This is a genomic window from Streptomyces sp. NPDC001508 (assembly GCF_040298665.1).
In the GTDB taxonomy this organism is placed as follows: Bacteria; Actinomycetota; Actinomycetes; order Streptomycetales; family Streptomycetaceae; genus Streptomyces.
This window is the reverse complement of the sequence record NZ_JBEPAP010000015.1, coordinates 15,604-38,338: the sequence shown is the minus strand read 5'-3', so window position 1 is coordinate 38,338 and position 22,735 is coordinate 15,604. Positions and strand designations below refer to the sequence as shown.

Here is a 22,735-nt window from a genome sequence, read left to right as displayed (position 1 = left end):
GCGCGGGTCCGGCCGCTTGCGCGGTCGGTCCGGGGTCCGCACGCGAACGTGCGGACCCACTGACCGGCGCGCGGCACGCGCACGCGCCGCCGCGACGCGTGCGGGGCGCTCGGTCGGCGCCCGGGCCCCGGCTGTGCCCGGAGGGGGTGTCACTCGGGGTTGGTGGGGTTTTCGTCTGGGTTCGTCGGGGTGGGGGGCGGGGTGGGGCGGAGCCTTAGCCAGGCCAGGAAGAACAGGCCCAGGATCAGCATGCCCAGGCCGGTCCACAGATTGATGTTGACGCCCTCGGCCTTGTCGATGGCGGCCTGCGAGTCGGTGATGCCGACGATCGTGACGATGACGCCGTAGACGATGAACAGCCCGCCGATGATGCGGCGCAGGTCGAAGATGCGGGCGGCGGTCGCGGACTTCTGCTCCAGCTCGGTGACTTGGCGCTGGACGTCGTGCTCGGAGTACCCGGACTGCCCGGAGTGCTCGGTCATGGTTCAGACTCCCCTTCGGACGGCCGTCAGAACGAGAACGGGATGTAGCAGACGGCGGCCAGCACCACCGCGCCCCAGCCCAGCAGGGCCGGCCTGCGGTACCAGGCGTCGTCGCCGGCGGCGGGGGCCTCGGCCGTCCCCGGGGACCTGGTGCCGTACACCAGCCCCTGCAACTCCTCGGCCGGCTTCGGCTTGGTGAACAGCGACACGGCCACCATGACCACCGCACCGGCGACGAAGCCCGCGATCGCGGAGACGAAGTTGGCGCCCTGGTCGGAGGGGATGCCGATGATGTCCTTCTTGTACATCACAAAGTAGTTGACCATCGCGGTCACGGTCCCGGCGAGCAGGCCCCAGAAGCCGGACTTGGCGGACGCCCGCTTCCAGAACATGCCGACGATGAACACGACGAACATCGGCACGTTGAAGAAGGAGAACAGCGTCTGGAGGTAGCTCATGATGTTCGAGAACGAGGACGCCAGGAACGCCGTGCCGACGGATGCGAGGACGCCGATCGCCGTGATCAGCCGGCCGAAGCGGACGTAGTGGGCGTCCTCGCGGTCCTTGACCACGTACTTCGCCCAGATGTCGTTGGTGAACACGGTGTTGAAGGACGACACGTTGGCCGCCATACCGGCCATGAAGGCGGCCAGCAGACCGGTCACCGCGATGCCGAGCACGCCGTTGGGCAGCAACTCCTGCATCAGATAGGGGATGGCGTCGTTGTACTGCAGCCCCGACGCGGAGGTGCCGATGTTCGGCACGAGCGCGGCGGCCACCAGGCCCGGGATCATCACCAGGAAGACGATGAAGATCTTCGGGTACGCGGCGATCAGCGGGGTGCGCTGCGCGGCGGAGAGGTTCTTCGCGGACAGTGCCCGCTGCACCTCGGCGAAGTTGGTCGTCCAGTAGCCGAAGGACAGCACGAAGCCGAGGCCGAGCACGATGGTCAGCCAGTTGGCGCCGAGCGGGTTGCCGTGCCCGATGCCGGTGCCACCCCACGCGGTGGTGAAGTTGTCCCCGTGGGCCGCGGTGAGCTTGTCGGTCAGCCCGCCCCAGCCGCCGGCCTTCTTCAGACCGAGGATGGTGATCGGGATCAGGGCCGCCAGGATCACGAAGAACTGGAGGACCTCGTTGTAGATCGCGGAGGACAGACCGCCGAGCGTGATGTACGCCAGCACGAAGAAGCCGGCGACCACGATGGCCACCCACTGCGGCCAGCCCAGCAGTGCCTCGACGACGATCGCGAGCGCGTAGAGGTTCACGCCGGCGATCAGGATCGCGGCGAACGCGAACAGGATCGAACTCAGCAGGTGCGCCCACCGGTCGAAGCGCAGCAGCAGGAACTCGGGGACCGAGCGGACCTTGCTGCCGTAGTAGAAGGGCATCATCACCAGGCCGAGGAAGACCATGGCCGGGATGGCGCCGATCCAGTACCAGTGGACGGTGTAGGCGCCGTACTGGGCGCTGTTGGCCGCCATGCCGAGGATCTCGGTGGCGGCGAGGTTGGCGGAGATGAAGGCGAGACCGGTGATCCAGGCGGGCAGCGAGCGTCCGGAGAGAAAGAAATCGAGGCTGGTCCTGACCGAGCGCCGGGCGGCGAGACCGATGCCCAGGACGACGACGAAGTAGATCGCCAGGATCGTGTAGTCCAGCCAGTTGGTGGGGAGCCGTAGCTCCGCTGCCAGGTAGGTGGGGCTTTGTGTGGGGGTGTCCATACGTCCTCGCTTCGTTGCGCGAACTGGTCCGTAGCGGAACCTATGCCTCTGTATTCGGACGTTGAACAGTTCTGATGGTGTTCTTTGTTTGATTGTGATGAGCCATAAGGGCTGTCGGATTCTGATCTGTTATGTTTGGTTGTGTTGAGTGAGTGATGGGGTGCGGGCACAGAGGAGTCCGGTGTGAAGAAGACCTCGACCCGGCTGGCCGACGGTCGTGAGCTGATCCACTACGACCTGCGGGACGACGCGGTGCGCGGCGCGGTGGACCGCCGGCCGCTGGAGCGGACCGTGACGACCTCCGGGATCCGCCGCGACCCGCTGCTCGGCGACGCCGTCGCGGTCGCCTCGCACCGCCAGGGCCGCACCTACCACCCGCCCGCCGACGAATGCCCGCTGTGCCCCACCCGCGACGGCCGGCTGAGCGAGATCCCCGACTCCGCGTACGACGTCGTCGTCTTCGAGAACCGCTTCCCGTCGCTGGCCCAGGACTCCGGCCGCTGCGAGGTGGTCTGCTTCACCTCGGACCACGACGCCTCCTTCGCCGACCTGAGCGAGGACCAGGCGCGCCTCGTCCTGGACGCATGGACCGACCGGACCTCGGAACTGTCCCATCTGCCCTCCGTGGAGCAGGTGTTCTGCTTCGAGAACCGCGGCGAGGAGATCGGCGTGACGCTCGGGCACCCGCACGGTCAGATCTACGCCTACCCCTTCACCACCCCGCGCACCGCCCTGATGCTGCGCTCCCTTGCGACCCACAAGGAGGCGACCGGCGGCCAGAACCTCTTCGACGCCGTCCTGGAGTGTGAACTCGCCGACGAGCGGGTCGTCCTGGAGGGTGAACACTGGGCGGCCTTCGTGCCGTACGCGGCGCACTGGCCCTACGAGGTCCACCTGTACCCGAAGCGCCGCGTCCCCGATCTGCTCGGCCTCGACGAGCCGGCCCGCACAGAGTTTGCCCAGGTCTATCTGGAACTCTTGAAGCGCTTCGACCGGATCTTCGGCGAGGGCGAGCCCCCAACCCCCTACATCGCGGCCTGGCACCAGGCCCCGTTCGGCACGCTGGACGAGTTCGACGGTGTGACACGCGACGACTTCGCGCTGCACCTGGAGCTTTTCACCATCCGCCGGACATCGGGCAAGCTGAAGTTCCTCGCGGGTTCCGAGTCGGGCATGAGCGTGTTCATCAACGACGTGCCGCCGGAGCGCGCGGCCGAGCGACTGCGAGAGGTAGCGAGTTCATGAGCGGCAAGTATCTGGTCACCGGCGGCGCGGGCTATGTGGGCAGCGTGGTCGCCCAGCATCTGCTGGAGGCCGGTCACGAGGTCACCGTCCTCGACAACCTCTCCACCGGCTTCCGCGAGGGCGTCCCCGCCGGCGCCGCCTTCGTCGAGGGGGACGTCCGCGACGCCGCCAAGTGGCTCGACTCCTCCTACGACGGCGTCCTGCACTTCGCCGCCTTCTCCCAGGTCGGCGAGTCGGTGGTGCGGCCCGAGAAGTACTGGGACAACAACGTCGGCGGCACCATGGCGCTGCTCGGCGCCCTGCGCGAGGCGGGCGTCCGCACGCTGGTCTTCTCCTCCACGGCCGCCGCCTACGGCGAGCCGGAGCAGATCCCGATCGTGGAGAGCGCGCCGACGAAGCCGACCAACCCCTACGGCGCCACCAAGCTCGCCGTCGACCACATGATCACGGGCGAGGCGGCGGCCCACGGCCTCGGCGCCGTGTCCCTGCGCTACTTCAACGTGGCGGGCGCGTACGGCGCGTACGGCGAGCGGCACGCCCCCGAGTCGCACCTGATCCCGCTCGTCCTCCAGGTCGCCCAGGGCCGGCGCGACGCCATCTCGGTGTACGGCGACGACTACCCGACCCCGGACGGCACCTGCGTCCGCGACTACATCCACGTCGCCGACCTGGCCGAGGCCCATCTGCTGGCGCTCGGGGCCGCCACCCCGGGCGAGCATCTGATCTGCAACCTCGGCAACGGCAACGGCTTCTCGGTGCGCGAGGTCATCGAGACCGTCCGCCGGGTCACCGGCCATCCCGTCCCGGAGGTCGCCGCGCCGCGCCGCGCGGGCGACCCGGCGGTGCTGGTGGCCTCGGCGCGCACGGCGCGCGAAAAACTGGGCTGGAACCCGTCCCGCGCGGACCTCGCCGGGATCGTCGCGGACGCATGGGAGTTCGCGCAGGGCATCGTGGAGGAGCGGTAGTGGGGGCGCAGCGGGTGCGGGACGGCTTCGCCCGGCTGTACGGAGCCGAACCGGAGGGCGTCTGGTCGGCGCCCGGCCGGGTCAATCTGATCGGCGAGCACACCGATTACAACGACGGCTTCGTGATGCCGTTCGCGCTGCCGCACACGACCGTCGCGGCCGTCTCGCGCCGCACCGACGGCGTACTGCGGCTGCACTCGGCGAACACCGCGGGCGCCGCAGACACCGCGGGCGCCGCAGACACCGCGGGCGCCGCAGGCGGGGCCGTGGAACTCCGGCTCGATGCGCTGGTCCCGGAGTCGGACCGGAACTGGACGGCGTACCCCGCGGGCGTGTTCTGGGCCCTGCGCGAGGCGGGCCACCCGGTGACCGGCGCCGACATCCACCTGGCCTCGACGGTCCCGACGGGCGCCGGCCTGTCGTCGTCGGCGGCCCTGGAGGTGGTGGTCGCGCTCGCCCTGAACGACCTGTACGAACTCGGCCTCCAGCGCTGGCAGTTGGCCCGCCTGTGCCAGCGCGCCGAGAACGTCTACGTCGGCGCGCCCACCGGCATCATGGACCAGACCGCCGCCGCGTGCTGCACCGAGGGCCACGCCCTGTTCCTCGACACCCGCGACCTGTCCCAGCGGCAGATCCCCTTCGACCTGGCCGCCGAGGGCATGCGTCTGCTGGTCGTCGACACCCGGGTCACACACGCCCACAGCGACGGCGAGTACGGCAAGCGGCGGGCCGGCTGCGAGAAGGGCGCGGCCCTGCTCGGCGTGGACGCGCTGCGGGACGTGCCCTACGACGGGCTGGATGCCGCACTGGCCCGGCTCGGCGACGAGGAGGAGGTGCGCCGGCTGGTCCGCCACGTCGTCACCGAGGACCACCGGGTGGAGCGGGCCGTGTCCCTGCTGGAGTCGGGCGACACCCGCGCCATCGGCCCGGTCCTGACCGAGGGCCACGCCTCCCTGCGGGACGACTTCCGCATCTCCGGCCCCGAACTGGACCTCGTGGTCGACACGGCGCTGGAGGCGGGCGCGCTGGGCGCGCGGATGACCGGCGGCGGCTTCGGCGGCTCGGCGATCGTCCTGGCCGAGGCGAGCGACGCCGAAGCGATCACCAAGGCGGTCGAGGCCGCGTTCGCCGCGGCCGGCTTCACCGCACCGCGCACCTTCGAGGCGGTGCCCGCGGCCGGCGCCCGCCGTCTGGTGTGACCCGCGCTCAGCCCAGTCGCCTGGTCAGGGTGTACTCGGTGATCCCCGGCGGATAGTCGGGGATCACGCCCACCACCTCGTAGCCCTGCTTGCGGTAGAACTCCGGGGCCTGGAAGTCCCAGGTCTCCACACGGGCCGCCCGGCAGCCCCGGTCCTGCCCGGCCAGCCGCTCGGCCTCCGTGAGCAGCCGCGCGCCGAGGCCCGCCCCGCGGTGCCGGCCGTCGACCCACAGATAGGTCACATGCAGCCAGGCCGCCCAGGTGTGGCCGACCAGTCCGCCGGCCAGATCCCCCGCGGCGTCCACCGCCCAGACATGCAGGGGCACTTCGCGTGCGCCGGGCGTGCCGCGCAGGGCGGCCAGCACGGGGGACGCCGCCGTATTGGTGTCCCGCAGCCGGGAACGGAGCAGATCGCGTCGGGCCTTGTCGACTTCTGCCTCAATACGAAACATGCGGCACACCATAAACGCGCCGGGCGGCCAGTTCTGCAAATCGCCTTCCGCCGACGGCGCCCGGCCGTACTCTGATGAACGGTGCCGGTGGGGGCCGGTGCTGATCAGGGGGCGAGACAGGCGGGTACGACGCCCGCGGTGGGGGTAGCAGTGACTGCACGGCGGCGGCCGTGTGGCCGGCCCCGCCGACCACAGCGTCGTACCCGCGAGGTCGTCGTTCACCGGACCTTGGGGTGTCCCCTGCTCTTCGAGAGCGTGGGGAAGGGGGTTTCATGGTTCGTATCCGAGTCCTGGTCGTGGACGACCACCGCATCTTCGCCGAGTCGCTCGCCGCGGCCCTGGCCGCCGAGCCGGACGTGGAGGTCTCCGCGGCCGGCAGCGGTCCGGCGGCATTGCGCTGCCTGGAGCGGGCGGCCGGCGAGGGCCGCCGCTTCGACGTGCTGCTCGTCGACGCCGACCTGGGCGGTCATGTGCCCGGCGCCCGGCCCGCGGTGCCGGTGCAGGCGAGCAACGAAGAGGGGCTGGTGGACGGGATCTCGCTGGTCGCGGGCGTCCGTTCGGCGCACCCCGGCGTACGGACCGTGGTCCTCGCCGAGCGGGACGACCCGCGCCGCGCCGCCCTCGCGCTCCAGGCCGGTGCCTCCGGCTGGGTCGCCAAGGACTGCTCGCTGTCGCGGCTGCTCAACGTCATCCGGGGCGTCCTGCGCGACGAGACGCATCTGCCGCCCGCGCTGCTCACCGGCGTACTGCGCGAACTGACCGCCGCCCGCAAGCACCGCACCGAGAGCGAGCGGCTGGTCGAGTCGCTGACCCCGCGGGAGCGGGAGGTGCTGCGCTGCATGGTCGCCGGGCTCGGCCGCAAGGCGGTCGCCGAGCGGCTGTTCCTGTCCCCGCACACGGTGCGCACCCATATGCAGAACGTCCTCGGCAAGCTGGGCGTCCACTCCACCCTCGCCGCCGTCGCCCTGGCCCGCCGAGCCGGCGTCGGCCCGGCCGATCTGCGGCCCACCACCCGGCTCCCCCCGGAACAACCCAACACCGCCTGACCCCAGAGCCCGGCGCACCGATGCGCACGGCGGCAACCGACACGGCAACGGCCGCAACGAGGCCCCTACCGACTGGGCCGGAAGCATACGGGGGCAGGAGGCGACGGCACGTCCGGTCGGCCGGGGCCAGGGAACCCGACGCGTGTCGAGCCAGCGGCAGCGGGGCGCTCCCGTCGGGAGAGACCCGCCGCACGGGCCGCACCGACGACACCCGTGCACCGGTGGCCCGGCGCACCTGCGACACCGCCCGGACCTGCGACACCGCCCGGACCTGCGGCACCGGCAGCGCTGCGGCACCGGCAGCGCTGCGGCACCGGTGGCGCCGTGGCACCGGCGGCCTGGTGCATCGGTATCGCTGGGGTGCCGGTCGCGGTGGCGATGCCACTCGTACCGGCGGTACCGGCGGTGCCCGCCTGTGCGCTAGCCGGGGATGTTGTCGAAGGGGGCGGTCAGCCGGCGTAGCAGGGCGGCCAGTTCGCTGCGTTGGGCGTGGGAGAGTTCCGCGAGGATCGCCCGCTCCTGCTCCAGCAGGCCCGCCAGCGCCTGGTCCGCGCGCTCCTGGCCCTCCCGGGTGAGCCGGACCAGCACGCCGCGCCGGTCGCTGGGGTCGGGCAGCCGCTCGACCAGGCCCTTCTTGGCCAGCCGGTCGATGCGGTTCGTCATCGTGCCCGAGGTGACCAGGGTCTGGGTGAGCAGTTGACCGGGGGAGAGCTGATAGGGCGTGCCCGCCCGCCTGAGCGCGGTCAGCACATCGAACTCCCAGGGCTCCAGATGATGCTCGGCGAAGGCCAGCCGGCGTGCCCGGTCCAGATGCCGGGCCAGCCTGCTCACCCGGCTCAGCACCTCAAGCGGTTCCACGTCGAGGTCCGGGCGCTCCCGGCGCCAGGCCGCGACCAGCCGATCGACCTCGTCCTCCATGCCGATCAGTGTAGTGGTTGTGTCGACATGAAGTCTCTTGATGCCAAGTATCTTGACGTCAAGGTGTATTGGGGGTCAGAGTGGCGATCCCAACGGTGTACGACTCAGAGGAGCCCGCCATGTCCGCCGCGTCCCCCAGCTGGGACCCCGCCCAGTACCTGCGTCACGCCGGCCACCGCGCCCGCCCCTTCACCGACCTGCTGGCCCGCGTCCCCGACCCGCCCGCCGCCGCCCCGCGCATCGCCGACCTCGGCTGCGGCCCCGGCAACGTCACCCTCCTGCTCGCCGGCCGCTGGCCCGCCGCGCACATCACCGGGTACGACAACTCCCCGCAGATGCTCGCCGACGCCCAGGCGCACGCCGGTCGCACGCCCGGCGGCGGACGCCTCGACTTCGCCCACGCGGACGCCACCGACTGGGTGCCCGCCGAAACCTACGACCTGATCGTCTCCAACGCCGCCCTGCAATGGGTCCCCCGCCACCTGGACGCCTTCCCGGCCTGGCTGGACGCCCTCGCCCCCGGCGGCACCTTCGCCTTCCAGGTACCGCACAACATCGACGCGCCCCTGCACGCCCTGATGCGCGAACTCGCCGCCGCCCCCCGCTGGAAGGCCCGCCTCGCACACGTCCTGCGCCACGAGGACTCCGTGCACCTGCCCGCCGTCTACCTGGACCGCCTCACCCGCCTCGGCTGCACCGCCGACGTGTGGGAGACGACGTACTTCCACATCCTGACCGGCGAGGATCCCGTCCTCGACTGGGTCAAGGGCACCGGGCTGCGGCCCGTGCTCACCGCGCTCGCGGACGATCCAGAGGCCCGGGACGCGTTCCTCGGCGAGTACCGGGAGCTGCTGCGCAGGGCCTACCCGAGCGCCGAGTACGGCACCGTGCTGCCCTTCCGACGCCTGTTCACCGTGGCCACGAAGCAGCCCCGAGGCTGACCGTCGCATCCGGGTCGCAGGACCCGCCACGGGCCCACCGCACCGGCGTGCTCGCTATGACGGGCATCCCGAAAGGCCCGTACTCGCCGCACCGGGCGGCTGCCTATTCCGGGCCGGCGGCGTGCGGACCGCACCTCGGTGCCGAGGACGGCACCCCCTCGGCACACCAGACCCACCCCCGGCCGCGCACCACGCACATCGGGGCCCCACCGGACCGCCTCCCCGCCCACAGGATACGGCGGACAGCGCCCTGTCACCGAGTTCGGCGGTACGGCTTGGCTGGTCGGGGCCGTGCGGGCGGTGAAGCAGCTCCTGACGTACGTGGCGTCGGGGTCCTTCCCGTACGCGGTGGCCGAGGCGCTGGCCCTCTTCGCCGGGCATGACCGGCCCCGGTCGGGGGCTGTCGCGGCCCCCCGCCCGGCACGACGGCTCGCCGAACCACCGGCGCTGCCGCGCGGACCCCGGCGGCAACCGGCCGGAGTTCCCGGAGCCCGCCCGAGCCGCCGGCTAGGACTTGCGGTGGCCGATCAGCCGCGGTTTCGGTTCCAGGCCGTCCAGGCCGTGCCAGGCCAGATTCACCAGGTGCGCGGCCACCTCCGCCTTCTTCGGGCGGCGCACGTCCAGCCACCACTGCCCGGTCAGCGCCACCATGCCGACCAGGGCCTGCGCGTACAGCGGAGCCAGCTTCGGATCAAAACCGCGGCTCTTGAACTCGCGGCCCAGGATGTCCTCCACCTGCGTGGCGATATCCGAGATGAGAGACGCGAAGGAGCCCGTCGACTGCGGAATGGGAGAGTCACGGACCAGGATCCGGAAGCCGTCCGTGTACTCCTCGATGTAGTCCAGGAGCGCGAACGCGGCCTGCTCGCACAGCTCACGGGGATGCCCGGCCGTCAGCGAGCTGGTGACCATGTCCAGCAGACGCCGCATCTCACGGTCGACCACCACCGCGTACAACCCCTCCTTGCCGCCGAAGTGCTCGTAGACCACCGGCTTGGACACCCCGGCCTTTGCCGCGATCTCCTCCACCGAGGTGCCTTCGAAACCCTTCGCCGCGAAGAGGGTGCGACCGATCTCCAGCAGCTGCTGGCGGCGCTCGGCACCGGTCATACGGGTGCGACGCGCTCGCCGCGGCTTGTCAGGACTGGGAGTGCTGGAGTCGGTCGCCACGGCGTCAATCATGCCGTCTTCGCGGTCTCCGTCCCGCGCCGGGAGCCGTCTTCCCCGGTGTTGCGGCGCGAATCGATACGCGAGCGTGACGGCCAGCGCACATCGTGGGCCCAGCCGAGCAGCTCGAACCAGCGGATGATCCGCGCCGAGGAGTCCAGCTGGCCGCGCTCCACACCGTGCCGCGCCGACGTCGGATCGGCGTGGTGCAGGTTGTGCCAGGACTCCCCGCACGACAGGACCGCCAGCCACCACACGTTGCCCGAACGGTCCCGCGACTTGAAGGGCCGCTTGCCGACGGCGTGGCAGATCGAGTTGATCGACCAGGTCACATGGTGCAGCAGGGCCACCCGGACCAGGGACCCCCAGAAGAACGCCGTGCACGCGCCCCACCAGGACATCGTGACCAGGCCGCCGATCAGCGCGGGCAGCAGCAACGACATCATCGTCCACAGCACGAACTGGCGGGAGACCGCGCGGATGGCCCCGTCCTTGATCAGATCCGGCGCGTACTTTTCCTGCGGCGTCTGCTCCTCGTCGAACATCCAGCCGATGTGAGCCCACCACAGGCCCTTGAGCAGAGCGGGCACGGACTCCCCGTAGCGCCACGGGGAATGCGGGTCGCCGTCCGCGTCGGAGAACTTGTGGTGCTTGCGGTGATCGGCCACCCAGCGCACCAGGGGACCCTCGACCGCCAGCGACCCCATGATCGCCAGGGCGATCCGCAGAGGCCGCTTCGCCTTGAACGAACCGTGGGTGAAATACCGGTGGAAACCGATCGTGATGCCGTGGCAGCCGAGGAAGTAGAAGAACACCAGCAGGCCGACATCCAGCCAGCTGACCCCCCAGCCCCAGGCCAGCGGCACCGCCGCGACCAGCGCGAGGAAGGGGACGGTGATGAACAGCAGCAGCGTGATCTGCTCGATCGAGCGCTTCTGCTCGCCACCCAGCGTGGCGGACGGGAGAGACGGGTCGGTGGTCTTCTGGGCGTCGTCGATCACATCGGAACGGGTGGTCATGGGGCGTCCCTGGGGGGTCGAGGGTCGAGACGGGTACCGGGCCGCCGAAACCGCGGGAGACCGATCGGGCTTCCCTACGGTTCCGTAACCTACGGCGTCGTAAGTATGGCAGCGCCGCATGCGGCGACAAGAGCCCGCGAACCTGCGCGTCCGCATGGACACCTATCCTTGGAATCGGTCGGACAGCGCGGTCCGCTCTGATGTCTTCCCGGCTGTCCCGCCCGTATGCGGCCCACCCGCCGCGCGGCGGACCACCGGGTTCCTCCCGGATGATCCCACCCGTCGCCCACCACCGTCCTTCCAAAGAGTCGCTGACGCGACGCACCTCCGGATTACTGCAAGGAGCCGCACCTGTGAGCAGTGCCGACGATCAGACCACCACGACCAGCAGTGAGCTGCGCGCCGACATCCGGCGACTGGGTGACCTCCTCGGCGAGACCCTGGTCAGGCAGGAAGGCCCCGAACTGCTCGACCTGGTCGAGAGGGTCCGCCGCCTCACCCGCGAGGACGGCGAAGCCGCCGCCGAGCTGCTGCGCGGCACCGAACTGGAGACGGCCGCCAAGCTGGTGCGCGCCTTCTCCACCTACTTCCACCTCGCCAACGTCACCGAACAGGTCCACCGCGGGCGCGAACTGCGGGCCCGGCGCGCGGCCGAGGGCGGCCTGCTCGCCCGCACCGCAGACCGCCTCAAGGACGCCGACCCGGAGCACCTGCGGCAGACCGTCGAGCACCTGAACGTTCGCCCCGTGTTCACGGCGCACCCCACCGAAGCCGCGCGCCGCTCCGTCCTCACCAAGCTCCGGCGCATCGCCGCGCTCCTGGAGACCCCCGTCATCGAGGCCGACCGGCGCCGCCACGACACCCGGCTCGCCGAGAACATCGACCTCGTCTGGCAGACCGACGAACTGCGCGTCGTACGGCCCGAACCCGCCGACGAGGCCCGCAACGCCATCTACTACCTCGACGAACTGCACGCCGGCGCCGTCGGCGACGTCCTCGAGGACCTGACGGCCGAACTGGAACGCGTCGGCGTCCGCCTCCCCGACGACACCCGGCCGCTCACCTTCGGCACCTGGATCGGCGGCGACCGCGACGGCAACCCCAACGTCACCCCCGACGTCACCTGGGACGTCCTCATCCTCCAGCACGAACACGGCATCAACGACGCCCTGGAGATGATCGACGAACTACGCGGCTTCCTGTCCAACTCCATCCGCTACACCGGCGCCACCGAAGAACTGCTCCAGTCCCTCGGCACCGACCTGGAACTGCTGCCCGAGATCAGCCCCCGCTACAAGCGGCTCAACGCCGAGGAGCCCTACCGGCTCAAGGCCACCTGCGTCCGCCAGAAGCTCGTCAACACCAAGCAGCGACTGGCCACCGGCACCCCGCACGAAGCAGGCCGCGACTACCTCGGCACCGCCGAACTGCTCACCGACCTGCGCCTCATCCAGACCTCCCTCAGGGAACACCGCGGCGGCCTGTTCGCCGAAGGCCGCCTCGGCCGCAACATCCGCACCCTCGCCGCCTTCGGCCTCCAGCTCGCCACCATGGACGTACGCGAACACGCGGACGCCCACCACCACGCCCTCGGCCAGCTCTTCGACCGGCTCGGCGAGGAGTCCTGGCGCTACACCGACATGCCCCGCGAGTACCGGGCCAAGCTCCTCGCCAAGGAACTGCGCTCCCGCCGGCCGCTCGCACCCACCCCGGCGCCCGTGGACGCCGCCGGCGCGAAGACCCTCGGCGTCTTCCAGACCGTCAAGCGCGCCCTGGAGGTCTTCGGACCCGAGGTCGTCGAGTCGTACATCATCTCGATGTGCCAGGGCGCCGACGACGTCTTCGCCGCCGCCGTCCTCGCCCGCGAGGCCGGCCTGATCGACCTGCACGCCGGCTGGGCGAAGATCGGGATCGTGCCGCTGCTGGAGACCACCGACGAACTGAAGGCCGCCGACACCATCCTGGAGGACATGCTCTCCGACCCGTCCTACCGGCGGCTCGTCGCGCTGCGCGGGGACGTCCAGGAGGTCATGCTCGGCTACTCCGACTCCTCCAAGTTCGGCGGCATCACCACCAGCCAGTGGGAGATCCACCGCGCCCAGCGCCGGCTGCGCGACGTCGCCCACCGCTACGGGGTGCGGCTGCGCCTCTTCCACGGCCGCGGCGGCACCGTCGGCCGCGGCGGCGGCCCCTCCCACGACGCCATCCTCGCCCAGCCCTGGGGCACCCTCGAAGGCGAGATCAAGGTCACCGAACAGGGCGAGGTCATCTCCGACAAGTACCTCGTGCCCGCGCTGGCCCGGGAGAACCTGGAACTGACCGTCGCCGCCACCCTCCAGGCATCCGCCCTGCACACCGCCCCCCGGCAGTCCGTGGAGGCCCTCGCCCGCTGGGACGCCGCCATGGACGTCGTCTCCGACGCCGCGCACTCCGCCTACCGCAGACTCGTCGAGGACCCCGACCTGCCGGCCTACTTCTTCGCCTCCACCCCGGTCGACCAGCTCGCCGACCTGCACCTCGGCTCCCGGCCCTCGCGCCGCCCCGACTCCGGAGCCGGGCTCGACGGACTGCGCGCCATCCCCTGGGTGTTCGGCTGGACCCAGTCCCGGCAGATCGTCCCCGGCTGGTTCGGCGTCGGCTCCGGCCTCAAGGCCCTGCGCGAGGCCGGCCTCGACACCGTCCTCGCCGAAATGCACGAACAGTGGCACTTCTTCCGCAACTTCATCTCCAACGTGGAGATGACGCTCGCCAAGACCGATCTGCGGATCGCCCGCCATTACGTCGACACCCTGGTGCCCGACGAACTGCGGCACGTCTTCGACACCATCACCGCCGAACACGACCTGACGGTCCGCGAGGTCCTGCGGATCACCGGCGAGAACGAACTGCTCGACGCCCAGCCGGTGCTGAAGCAGACCTTCGCCATCCGCGACGCCTACCTCGACCCCATCTCCTACCTCCAGGTCACCCTCCTCAAGCGGCAACGCGACGCGGCCACCGCGGGCGAACAGCCCGACCCACTCCTGGCCCGCGCCCTGCTCCTCACCGTCAACGGCGTGGCAGCGGGCCTGCGCAACACCGGCTGAGAACGGGCACACCACACGACGGCGCCTCCGGCGGACTCCCCCCGAGCCGCAGGCGCCGCCGCGTGGCGGGGCCCGGGGCCCGGGCCCCGGGCGGGGCGGTGATGAGCTGAGCGACGCCGACCCCGGCCGGCCGCGTCGGATCGGTGATCGTCGCGGGGCCTGTGGGTCGGTGATCGTCGCGGGGCCTGGGGGCGGGTGTCGTCGCAGCGGGCCTACGCAGCACCACCTGACACCGCCCGCCCGCCCTGAAGGCGCCCCCAGCACGCTCTCCGTGAGCCGGGGGCGTCGTCGTGTGTCGGGGTTCGGCGACGCGGTCACCCCGCACGCCCTCCGCGAGTCAGGGGTGCTGTCGTGTGCGGCAGCAGTTGGTTCAGAGGGTGAGGAAGGCGGTGGTGAGGAGGGTGAGGCCGGCGCCGGCCAGCAGCCAGGCGAGGCGGCTGAGCCGCAGGCCGCCCGCGACCACCACCGAGGCCAGCAGCAGTGCGCCGCCCAGCGGCACCCAAGCGTTCAGGATCCCGGCCGGACCGGACCGTACGACCTCGTCGGTGCCCGGCTTGACCACCACCGCGTACGTCTGCCCCTTGCGCACCGCCACGCTCCGCGCGATGACCACCCGCTCACGGGCCTTCGCCCCCGCCGAGCCCGGCGTGAACGGCCCGGAACAGGTGTCCTGCGCACAACTCGTCACCTTGATCGTGCCGCTCTCCCGGCCCTTCGCCAGCATCACGTGCTGCGCGGTCCCCCAGGAACCCCACACACCCGCGATCAGGATCAGCACGGTGACCGCGCCCATCGCCGCGAGCCGGCCGAACCGCAGCGCGGCGACCGAGGTCTGACGGGACATGGCGGCTGTGGCGGGCATGGCCGGGATCATTGGCCATGGCTGTCCGATCGGTCAACTCGGCGGACGCCGACGGGCGGACAAGTCAGGAGTTGTACGAGCTTTGCGCCCGCTCCAGCCCCTCGATCACCAGACACTCCACCGCGTCCGCCGCACGATCCACGAAGTAGTCCAACTCCTTGCGCTCCGCCGACGAGAAGTCCTTCAGCACAAAGTCGGCCACCGGCATCCGCCCCGGAGGCCGCCCGATCCCGAACCGCACCCGGTGATACTCCGCCCCCATCGCCTTGCTGATCGACTTCAACCCGTTGTGCCCGTTGTCCCCGCCGCCCAGTTTGAGCCTGAGCACGCCGTAGTCGATGTCCAACTCGTCATGCACCGCCACGACATTCGCCACCGGCACCTTGTAGAAGTCCCGCAACGCGTTCACCGGGCCCCCCGACAGATTCATGTACGACATCGGCTTGGCGAGGACCACCCGCCGGTTCCCCGGACCGGGCGGACCCACCCGGCCCTCGACGACCTGCGCCTGCGCCTTCTGGGCCCGCTTGAACTTCCCCCCGATCCGCTCGGCGAGCAGGTCCACCACCATGAAACCGACGTTGTGCCGGTTCTTGGCGTACTCCGGCCCGGGATTCCCGAGCCCGACGATCAGCCAGGGGCCACTGGCGGGGGTGGTCACGTCCATGTCTCCTCGCAAGGCGATGCAGCCGCCGCTCCCCGGGGAAGCAGCGGCTGCACACCACTGTGGGCGGCCGTCCCGCACGCGCGGAACGCTGGGCACGGCCGACAGCACCGGACACCCGGCCAACGAGCGCCCGGCCCTGCCACGGCCGACGGTCCGTTCAGGCTCAGGCCTCGGCGGCCTCTTCGCCCTCGGCGGCCTCCCCCGGGGCCTCCTCGGCCTGCGCCGCCAGGACCTGCAGCACCACCGCGTCCTCGTCCACCGCCAGGGTCGAACCCGCCGGCAGCACGATGTCCTTGGCGTGGACGGACGCACCGGCCGCCAGGCCCTCCACGGACACCGTGACGGACTCGGGGATGTGGGTGGCCTCGGCCTCGACCGGCAGCGCGGCGAGCACATGCTCCAGCAGGTTGCCGCCCGGAGCCAGCTCACCCTCGGTGTGTACGGGAATCTCGACCGTGACCTTCTCGCCGCGCTTGACCAGCAGCAGGTCGACGTGCTCCAGGAAACCCTTCAGCGGGTCGCGCTGCACGGCCTTCGGAATCGCCAGCTCGTTGGACTTGCCGTCGATGTCCAGGGAGATCAGAACGTTCGGCGTACGCAGCGCCAGCAGCAGTTCGTGGCCCGGCAGGGTCAGGTGCAGCGGCTGCGAGCCGTGGCCGTACAGCACACCCGGAACCTTGTTGTCACGGCGGACACGGCGCGCGGCACCCTTGCCGAACTCGGTGCGCGTCTGGGCGGCGAGCTTCACCTCGGACATGATCACTCCTCGTAGAGGCGGACAGAAACGTGGTCACCCGGCCACGAACGGCCTGCTACGAAGAGCGCGTCGATAACGGACCGCCGCACCCCGTGGACAACGGGACACGGCCTCCCTCGCCGAGCAACTTCACAAGTGTACTCGGCGAAGAAGGCCGCACCCAAAAGGATCTTCAGCTCGATGCCGCCCCCGAAGGGACGCGGCGCGCCCCCACCGGCGGAGCGGCCTGAAGAAACCTCACTGCTCGTCGAAAAGACTCGTCACCGAGCCGTCCTCGAACACCTCACGCACCGCACGGGCGATCGTCGGAGCGATCGACAGAACAGTGATCTTGTCCAGATCCCGGCTCAGCTCGCCCGGCGTCGGCACCGTATTGGTGAACACGAACTCACCCACCCGCGAATTCTTCAACCGGTCCGCCGCCGGACCCGACAGCACACCATGCGTCGCCGTCACGATGACGTCCTCCGCACCATGCGCGAACAACGCGTCGGCCGCCGCACAGATCGTCCCACCGGTGTCGATCATGTCATCGACCAGCACACACACCCGGCCCTTGACCTCACCCACCACCTCGTGCACCGTCACCTGGTTCGCCACGTCCTTGTCACGCCGCTTGTGCACGATCGCCAGCGGCGCACCGAGCCGATCGCACCAGCGGTCGGCCACCCGGACCCGGCCCGCGTCCGGCGACACCACCGTCAGCTTGGCGCGATCCACCTTCGCACCCACATAGTCCGCGAGGAGCGGCAACGCGAAGAGATGGTCCACAGGACCGTCGAAGAAACCCTGGATCTGATCCGTGTGCAGGTCCACCGTCAGGATGCGGTCCGCACCCGCCGTCTTCATCAGATCCGCGATCAACCGCGCCGAGATCGGCTCACGCCCACGGTGCTTCTTGTCCTGACGCGCATAACCGTAGAACGGCACGATCACGGTGATGGAACGCGCCGACGCACGCTTCAACGCGTCGATCATGATCAACTGCTCCATGATCCACTTATTGATCGGAGCCGTATGGCTCTGGATCAGGAAACAGTCCGCACCACGCGCCGACTCCTGATACCGGACATAGATCTCGCCATTGGCGAAGTCGAAGGCCTTCGTCGGGACGACCCCGACACCCAGCTGGTGGGCGACCTCCTCGGCAAGCTCGGGGTGGGCGCGGCCGGAGAAGAACATCAACTTCTTCTCGCCGGTCGTCTTGATCCCGGTCACAGCACAGTCTCCTCAGAGGTGTCTCAGCCGTCGAGCGACCCCTCGGCAGAACATGAGAGGCCGACTCAGCTGGCGGGTGCGGATGTGCACTTATCACCGTACGCCGTGTTTCACGTACCCGTTTCCGGTCAGTCTTCGCCGCCGCCCGGCTCCGCCGCCGCCTCCGCGGCCCTCGCAGCGGCACTCCCCGGACGCTTACGCGCCACCCAGCCCTCGATATTCCGCTGCTGACCACGGGCCACAGCCAACGAACCGGGCGGCACATCCTTCGTGATCACAGACCCCGCCGCGGTATAGGCACCATCCCCCACCGTGACCGGCGCCACAAACATGTTGTCCGCACCGGTCCGGCAGTGCGAACCCACCGACGTGTGATGCTTGTCCTGGCCGTCGTAGTTCACAAACACACTCGCCGCACCGATATTCGTGTACTCACCGATCGTCGCGTCCCCCACATACGACAGGTGCGGAACCTTCGTGCCCTCCCCGATCACCGCGTTCTTCGTCTCCACATACGTGCCCACCTTCGACCTGGCACCAAGACGCGTACCCGGACGCAGATACGCGAACGGACCCACACTCGCCCCCGCACCGATCTGCGCCCGCTCCGCGACCGTCGTGTCCACCCGGGCACCGGCACCCACCCTGGTATCCGTCAACCGCGTGTTCGGCCCGACCTCAGCGCCCTCACCGATCAACGTCGCACCATGCAACTGCGTGCCCGGATGAACCACGGCATCCTGCTCGAACGACACCGTCACATCCACCCACGTCGTCGCCGGATCCACCACCGTGACACCGGCCAGCATGGCCCGCTCCAGCAACCGGTCGTTCAGGATCCGGCGCGCCTGCGCCAACTGCACGCGGTTGTTGATCCCCGCGATCTCCCGGTGATCGCCGGCGACCGAAGCACCGACCCGATGCCCCGCCTCCCGCAGAATCCCGAGCACATCCGTCAGATACTCCTCGCCCTGACTGTTGTTCGTCCGCAGCTTGCCCAGCGCCTGAGCGAGCAACTGCCCGTCGAAGGCGAACACACCCGAATTGATCTCCCGGACGGCACGCTGCGACTCGTCGGCGTCCTTGTGCTCCACGATCGCCGTCACGGCGCCGGAAGCATCGTCACGGACGATCCGCCCGTACCCCGTCGCATCCGGCACCTGAGCCGTCAGCACCGTCACCGCGTTGCCGTCGGCGTGATGGGTGTCGGTGAGCCGCCGCAGCGTCTCACCCGTGAGCAGCGGCGTGTCCCCGCAGACCACGACCACGGTTCCCTCGACGGCGCCGCCCAACTCCTCCACGGCCATGCGCACCGCGTGCCCCGTGCCGTTCTGCCGGTCCTGCACCGCCGTGCGCGCCTGCGGATCCAGCTCACCGAGGTGCGCGGTGACCTGCTCGCGCGCGTGACCCACGACGACGACCAGGTCCTGCGGCTTCAACTCGCGTGCGGCGGCGAGCACATGGCCGACCAGGGAACGGCCGCAGATCTGATGCAGGACCTTGGGTGTGGCCGACTTCATACGGGTGCCCTCACCCGCTGCGAGAACGACGACGGCTGCCGGGCGAATGGCGCTCACGGAGTTGCCCTTCGGCTTTGACGGGTGGGGGTGACACCCGCAGGATACCGGGGCGTTTCATGGACGACATGAGAGCGGGCCCTGACCACACCGGTCAGGGCCCGAACCTGGGTCTTGTGCGCTGTGGGCTCCCGGAGAAGGACTCGAACCCTCATTCAACGGACCAAAACCGTTTGTCCTACCTTTAGACGATCCGGGACGGTTGTCACGCTATGTCCGATTCCATTGATCGGCCTCGCGTGCAGAGTCCACTATGCCGTACCAGGCGCCCTCTACGCGACGGTACAAGTCGGCGCTCCCGAGGACGTAGATGATCAGGCAGCCGCGGTAGGTCTCCGAGGTGTTCTTCCGGCGCGTCTTCGGGTTGTGCTTCTTGAGGCTGGCTTTCTGGAAGGCGGAGGGCTCCGCGCCTACCAGCCCGGCCCAGAACTCCTCGGCGTCCAACACGTTGGCCGACTCATGGATGCTCAATCGAAACCGCAGGCGTTCGCGTTCCACGCCGAGCACTTCGAGCCAGCGTAGGAAGAGGATGATGACGTTCGGGTCGCTGTTGATGAACTGGAGCCTCTCGCGACGGCTGTACGACTTGTCCTTGGCGCCCTCGGCCCAGTAGAGGACCACCCCCGCCAGGAACAGCTCGCGGGTCGAGAGGTTGCCGATGGACTCGCGGGCGGCGCTCTTTGTGTGCTGCCGTTCCTCGTCGCGGATGCGGAGCCGCGCCTCCCAGCCCTTCCTGGCGATGGCCGCCGCTTCCTTGCGGCTGCGCCTGTGCTCCGGCCTCGGGAGATCACGCACCCACAGCGAGATCGAACTCTTCGAGCAGCCCAGCTCCAGTTGGATCTGGTCGTACGTCCGGCCCTGGAGGCGGAGTTCTCGCGCCTTGTCGCGCAGGTCGTCCTTGGCGTTCGGGCGCTTCGTCCATTCCGGGGGCGGCTCGCCCTCCAGGAGGCGGTTGAGGATGTCGTTGTTGTCGATGTGCAGTCGGTCGCGGATCTGGCGACGGCTGAGCCCTGCCCGCCGCAGTGCGACCGCCTGTTCGCGTAGGGCCTCGATGTCGGTGTATTTGCCGTGGGGGTGTGCCATGGGCATACCGTCCGGCCGGAATGGGTCGTTCCGGAGTCGAACGGGGATGGTTCACCAGTTCGAGGGATAGAGGGGGGTCTCGCAACGGTGTGCTCACGGACTGTGGTGTGATCGGGTAGGCAAAACTCACCCGATAAGCGGCCCCCGCCGCCCGTAGGCTGGACGCATGACCACGACGGGGGAAGACCGCACGACGGCCGTGACCGGGCCGTGGTGGTGGGCGAGGTGGCGCAGCGCACTGCTCGACGGCGGTCTCGCGGTGCTGTCGGCCGTGGAGTGCGCGGCGGAGGGCGTGCCGTTCGCACGGGATGCGGGGATCCCGGTGCCGGCCGGGATCGTGTTCGGTCTGCTGGCCGGTTCGGTGCTGGTGCTGCGCAGGAAGTGGCCGATCGCCGTGGTGCTCGTGGCGGTTGCGATCACGCCCGCCCAGATGGGTTTTCTGATGGGCATCGTCGGCCTGTACACCCTGGCCGCGGCCGAGCTGCCGCGCCGGATCATCGCGGCGCTGGCCGGTATGTCGTTCGTCGGGACGATGATCGTCACGTTTGTGCGGGTGCGGCAGGACACGGCGCGCGGGGATCTGACGCTCGGTGACTGGTTCGAGCCGTTCGCGTCCATCACCACGTCGCTCGGTGTGACCGCGCCTCCGGTGCTGCTGGGTCTGTATGTGGGTGCGCGGCGGCGGCTGATGGAGAGCTTGCGGGAGCGGGCGGACAGTCTGGAGCGTGAGCTGCAACTGCTGGCGGAGCGGGCCGAGGAGCGGGCCGAGTGGGCGCGTAACGAGGAGCGCACGCGGATCGCGCGGGAGATGCATGACGTGGTCGCGCATCGGGTGAGTCTGATGGTGGTGCATGCGGCGGCGTTGCAGGCGGTGGCGCGCAAGGATCCGGAGAAGGCCGTGAAGAACGCGGCGTTGGTCGGGGACATGGGGCGGCAGGCGTTGACGGAACTGCGGGAGATGCTGGGGGTGTTGCGGTCGGGGGACGGCGGGGTGCGGCGGGTGGAGCCGGTGCCGTTGGCCGCGGTGGAGGTGGCTGCCGCGGTGGCCGCGTCGCGGGCTGTGGTGGAGGAGGGTGTGGGGGAGGGGCCGTGTCTGTCGGAACTGGACGAGTTGATCGGGCAGTCGGCCGCGGCGGGCATGGTGGTGAATCTGTCGGTGGAGGGTGAGCATCGGTCGTATGCGCGGGAGATCGAGCAGACGGCGTACCGGGTGGTGCAGGAGGCGTTGACGAACGTGCACAAGCATGCGGCGGGTGCGAAGACGCATGTTCGGCTGGCGCATCGCGGTGCGGAGATCGCGATGCAGGTGGAGAACGAGCCGCCGCCCGAGCCGGGGTCGGCGTCGGCGGCGCGGCTGCCGTCCGGTGGCAACGGTCTGCTGGGGATGCGGGAGCGGGTGGTGGGGCTGGGTGGCGTTTTTGTGTCCGGTCCGACGGATGCGGGGGGTTTCAGGGTGTCTGCGGTGATTCCAGCGGTTTGATCGTCGGTGCCCGTGTGCCCGTGTGTCCCTGTGCCCGTGTGTCGGTGGGCGGATCGCGGCGCGCGTCGGGTGGCGGTTCGCGCCCGCCGGTGTCCGGGCGTTGATTGCCCGTGTGACCGGGCGCGGGTTGCCCCGTGTGTCCGACTGGGGCGGCCGTGCGTACGGGGCCGGGGCGGTTCGGGCGTGGTCGGTTCGGGTGTGCGGCCTGGGATGTCATCGGATCGGGCCGGGTCGGCCGGGGCGGCTGGTCGGGTGGGTCAGGCCGCGGTCAGACGGGTCGGCTGGGTGCCCGCGATGAGTGTGGTGAGGGCGCGGTCGATGTCCGGGCCGAGGTACCAGTCGCCGGTGTGGTCGAGGGTGTAGACGCGGCCTTCGGCATCGATGGCGAGCAGCGCGCCGGTGTCGGTCTCCTCGCCCAGCGGGCACAGTTCGGTGTCCAGGGCGCGGCCGAGGTCGCCGAGGGTGCGGGCGAGGTGCAGGCCGCGCAGTGGTTCGAGGTGCAGCGCGGCGGGTGCGATCTGACGGCCGGGTCCGGTGGGGGTGATGCGGAGTCCGCCGAATTCGGCCCAGGCCTCGACGGCCGCCGGGAAGACGGCGTGCCGGTGGCCGGCGGGCGAGATGTGGGCGCGCAGGGCGTCGGCCCAGATTTCGGCCTGTTTGATGTCCCAGTGTCCGGGCTGCCAGCCGGCGGCGCGCAGGGCGGCGTCGACGGGCACGGCGAAGCGAGTGGAGGTGGTGCGGTCGGTGTGCATCTGCCCTTCGTTCGTCGAGACCTTGCGGTGGTGCGGGTGGTTCCGGTCGTGCGGGTGTGGCGCGGGGAGGGTGTCCGGGAGGGGTACGGATGCCGGCCTCGG

General features: G+C 70.3%; 20 protein-coding genes and 1 tRNA gene. 7 read left to right on the top strand and 14 right to left on the bottom strand.

Annotation, left to right across the window (positions count from 1 at the left end):
- Positions 1 to 149: 149 nt before the first annotated feature.
- Together ABT245_RS16440 and ABT245_RS16435 are read right to left on the bottom strand one after the other, a co-directional pair.
- Positions 150 to 482, bottom strand: coding sequence for a hypothetical protein (locus ABT245_RS16440; protein WP_351734014.1), 333 nt, complete (start codon positions 480 to 482; stop codon positions 150 to 152).
- Positions 483 to 508: 26 nt separating this feature from the next.
- Complete coding sequence (locus ABT245_RS16435) at positions 509 to 2,200, bottom strand: sodium:solute symporter family protein (RefSeq protein ID WP_351734012.1); 1,692 nt, start codon at positions 2,198 to 2,200, stop codon at positions 509 to 511.
- A 183-nt stretch (positions 2,201 to 2,383) separates the two neighbouring features.
- Here ABT245_RS16435 and galT point away from each other — a divergent pair, with 183 nt between their 5' ends.
- The 3 genes from galT to galK are packed head-to-tail and all read left to right on the top strand — an operon-like array spanning position 2,384 to position 5,609.
- Complete coding sequence (galT, locus tag ABT245_RS16430; RefSeq protein ID WP_351734010.1) at positions 2,384 to 3,445, top strand: galactose-1-phosphate uridylyltransferase; 1,062 nt, start codon at positions 2,384 to 2,386, stop codon at positions 3,443 to 3,445.
- Positions 3,442 to 4,410, top strand: coding sequence for a UDP-glucose 4-epimerase GalE (gene galE, locus ABT245_RS16425; RefSeq protein WP_351734008.1), 969 nt, complete (start codon positions 3,442 to 3,444; stop codon positions 4,408 to 4,410). The genes galT and galE overlap by 4 nt, the downstream gene beginning before the upstream one ends.
- Positions 4,410 to 5,609, top strand: a complete 1,200-nt coding sequence (gene galK, locus ABT245_RS16420) for a galactokinase (protein ID WP_351734006.1) — start codon at positions 4,410 to 4,412, stop codon at positions 5,607 to 5,609. Before galE ends, galK begins: the two co-directional genes overlap by 1 nt.
- Before the next feature lie 7 nt (positions 5,610 to 5,616).
- Here galK and ABT245_RS16415 read toward each other — a convergent pair whose 3' ends face one another.
- Positions 5,617 to 6,072 (bottom strand): GNAT family N-acetyltransferase, encoded by a 456-nt coding sequence (locus ABT245_RS16415; protein ID WP_351734188.1) that lies wholly within the window; start codon positions 6,070 to 6,072, stop codon positions 5,617 to 5,619.
- A gap of 260 nt (positions 6,073 to 6,332) precedes the next feature.
- On the opposite strand from ABT245_RS16415, the gene ABT245_RS16410 reads away from it, so the two are divergent.
- Positions 6,333 to 7,106: a LuxR C-terminal-related transcriptional regulator gene (locus ABT245_RS16410; protein ID WP_351734004.1), complete on the top strand. Its 774-nt coding sequence runs from the start codon at positions 6,333 to 6,335 to the stop codon at positions 7,104 to 7,106.
- A gap of 420 nt (positions 7,107 to 7,526) precedes the next feature.
- Here the strand turns inward: ABT245_RS16410 and ABT245_RS16405 are convergent, their stop codons facing one another.
- A complete protein-coding gene (locus tag ABT245_RS16405) occupies positions 7,527 to 8,024 on the bottom strand; it encodes a MarR family winged helix-turn-helix transcriptional regulator (RefSeq protein ID WP_351734002.1) in 498 nt (165 codons plus the stop codon).
- A 119-nt stretch (positions 8,025 to 8,143) separates the two neighbouring features.
- On the opposite strand from ABT245_RS16405, the gene ABT245_RS16400 reads away from it, so the two are divergent.
- Entirely contained in the window at positions 8,144 to 8,965 is an 822-nt protein-coding gene (locus tag ABT245_RS16400) for a trans-aconitate 2-methyltransferase (protein WP_351734000.1), read from the top strand.
- 507 nt (positions 8,966 to 9,472) lie between these two features.
- On the opposite strand, the gene ABT245_RS16395 is transcribed toward ABT245_RS16400, so the two are convergent.
- Positions 9,473 to 10,147, bottom strand: coding sequence for a TetR family transcriptional regulator (locus ABT245_RS16395; RefSeq protein WP_351733998.1), 675 nt, complete (start codon positions 10,145 to 10,147; stop codon positions 9,473 to 9,475).
- Positions 10,144 to 11,151: an acyl-CoA desaturase gene (locus tag ABT245_RS16390; RefSeq protein WP_351733996.1), complete on the bottom strand. Its 1,008-nt coding sequence runs from the start codon at positions 11,149 to 11,151 to the stop codon at positions 10,144 to 10,146. The genes ABT245_RS16395 and ABT245_RS16390 overlap by 4 nt, the downstream gene beginning before the upstream one ends.
- 353 nt (positions 11,152 to 11,504) lie before the next feature.
- Here ABT245_RS16390 and ppc point away from each other — a divergent pair, with 353 nt between their 5' ends.
- Positions 11,505 to 14,237, top strand: a complete 2,733-nt coding sequence (gene ppc / locus ABT245_RS16385) for a phosphoenolpyruvate carboxylase (RefSeq protein ID WP_351733994.1) — start codon at positions 11,505 to 11,507, stop codon at positions 14,235 to 14,237.
- Positions 14,238 to 14,607: 370 nt separating this feature from the next.
- Here the strand turns inward: ppc and ABT245_RS16380 are convergent, their stop codons facing one another.
- The 7 genes from ABT245_RS16380 to ABT245_RS16350 all read right to left on the bottom strand — a co-directional run bounded on the left by ABT245_RS16380 (position 14,608) and on the right by ABT245_RS16350 (position 20,401).
- Positions 14,608 to 15,099 carry a hypothetical protein gene (locus ABT245_RS16380; RefSeq protein ID WP_351733992.1) on the bottom strand — a complete coding sequence of 164 codons (492 nt, stop codon included), beginning with the start codon at positions 15,097 to 15,099 and terminating at the stop codon, positions 14,608 to 14,610.
- Between the two features lie 64 nt (positions 15,100 to 15,163).
- On the bottom strand, positions 15,164 to 15,766 hold the full coding sequence (pth, locus tag ABT245_RS16375) for an aminoacyl-tRNA hydrolase (RefSeq protein ID WP_351733990.1): 603 nt from the start codon (positions 15,764 to 15,766) through the stop codon (positions 15,164 to 15,166).
- A gap of 163 nt (positions 15,767 to 15,929) precedes the next feature.
- On the bottom strand, positions 15,930 to 16,523 hold the full coding sequence (locus tag ABT245_RS16370; RefSeq protein WP_351733988.1) for a 50S ribosomal protein L25/general stress protein Ctc: 594 nt from the start codon (positions 16,521 to 16,523) through the stop codon (positions 15,930 to 15,932).
- 237 nt (positions 16,524 to 16,760) lie between these two features.
- Entirely contained in the window at positions 16,761 to 17,741 is a 981-nt protein-coding gene (locus tag ABT245_RS16365; RefSeq protein WP_351733986.1) for a ribose-phosphate diphosphokinase, read from the bottom strand.
- 128 nt (positions 17,742 to 17,869) lie between these two features.
- A complete protein-coding gene (gene glmU / locus ABT245_RS16360; RefSeq protein WP_351733984.1) occupies positions 17,870 to 19,318 on the bottom strand; it encodes a bifunctional UDP-N-acetylglucosamine diphosphorylase/glucosamine-1-phosphate N-acetyltransferase GlmU in 1,449 nt (482 codons plus the stop codon).
- A gap of 128 nt (positions 19,319 to 19,446) precedes the next feature.
- A tRNA-Gln gene (locus ABT245_RS16355) sits at positions 19,447 to 19,517 on the bottom strand.
- Positions 19,518 to 19,528: 11 nt separating this feature from the next.
- Complete coding sequence (locus ABT245_RS16350; protein ID WP_351733982.1) at positions 19,529 to 20,401, bottom strand: hypothetical protein; 873 nt, start codon at positions 20,399 to 20,401, stop codon at positions 19,529 to 19,531.
- Positions 20,402 to 20,567: 166 nt separating this feature from the next.
- Between ABT245_RS16350 and ABT245_RS16345 the strand changes: the two genes are divergently transcribed.
- Positions 20,568 to 21,881, top strand: coding sequence for a sensor histidine kinase (locus tag ABT245_RS16345; protein WP_351733980.1), 1,314 nt, complete (start codon positions 20,568 to 20,570; stop codon positions 21,879 to 21,881).
- 257 nt (positions 21,882 to 22,138) lie between these two features.
- Here the strand turns inward: ABT245_RS16345 and ABT245_RS16340 are convergent, their stop codons facing one another.
- A complete protein-coding gene (locus tag ABT245_RS16340; protein WP_351733978.1) occupies positions 22,139 to 22,633 on the bottom strand; it encodes an SUKH-3 domain-containing protein in 495 nt (164 codons plus the stop codon).
- Positions 22,634 to 22,735 lie beyond the last annotated feature (102 nt).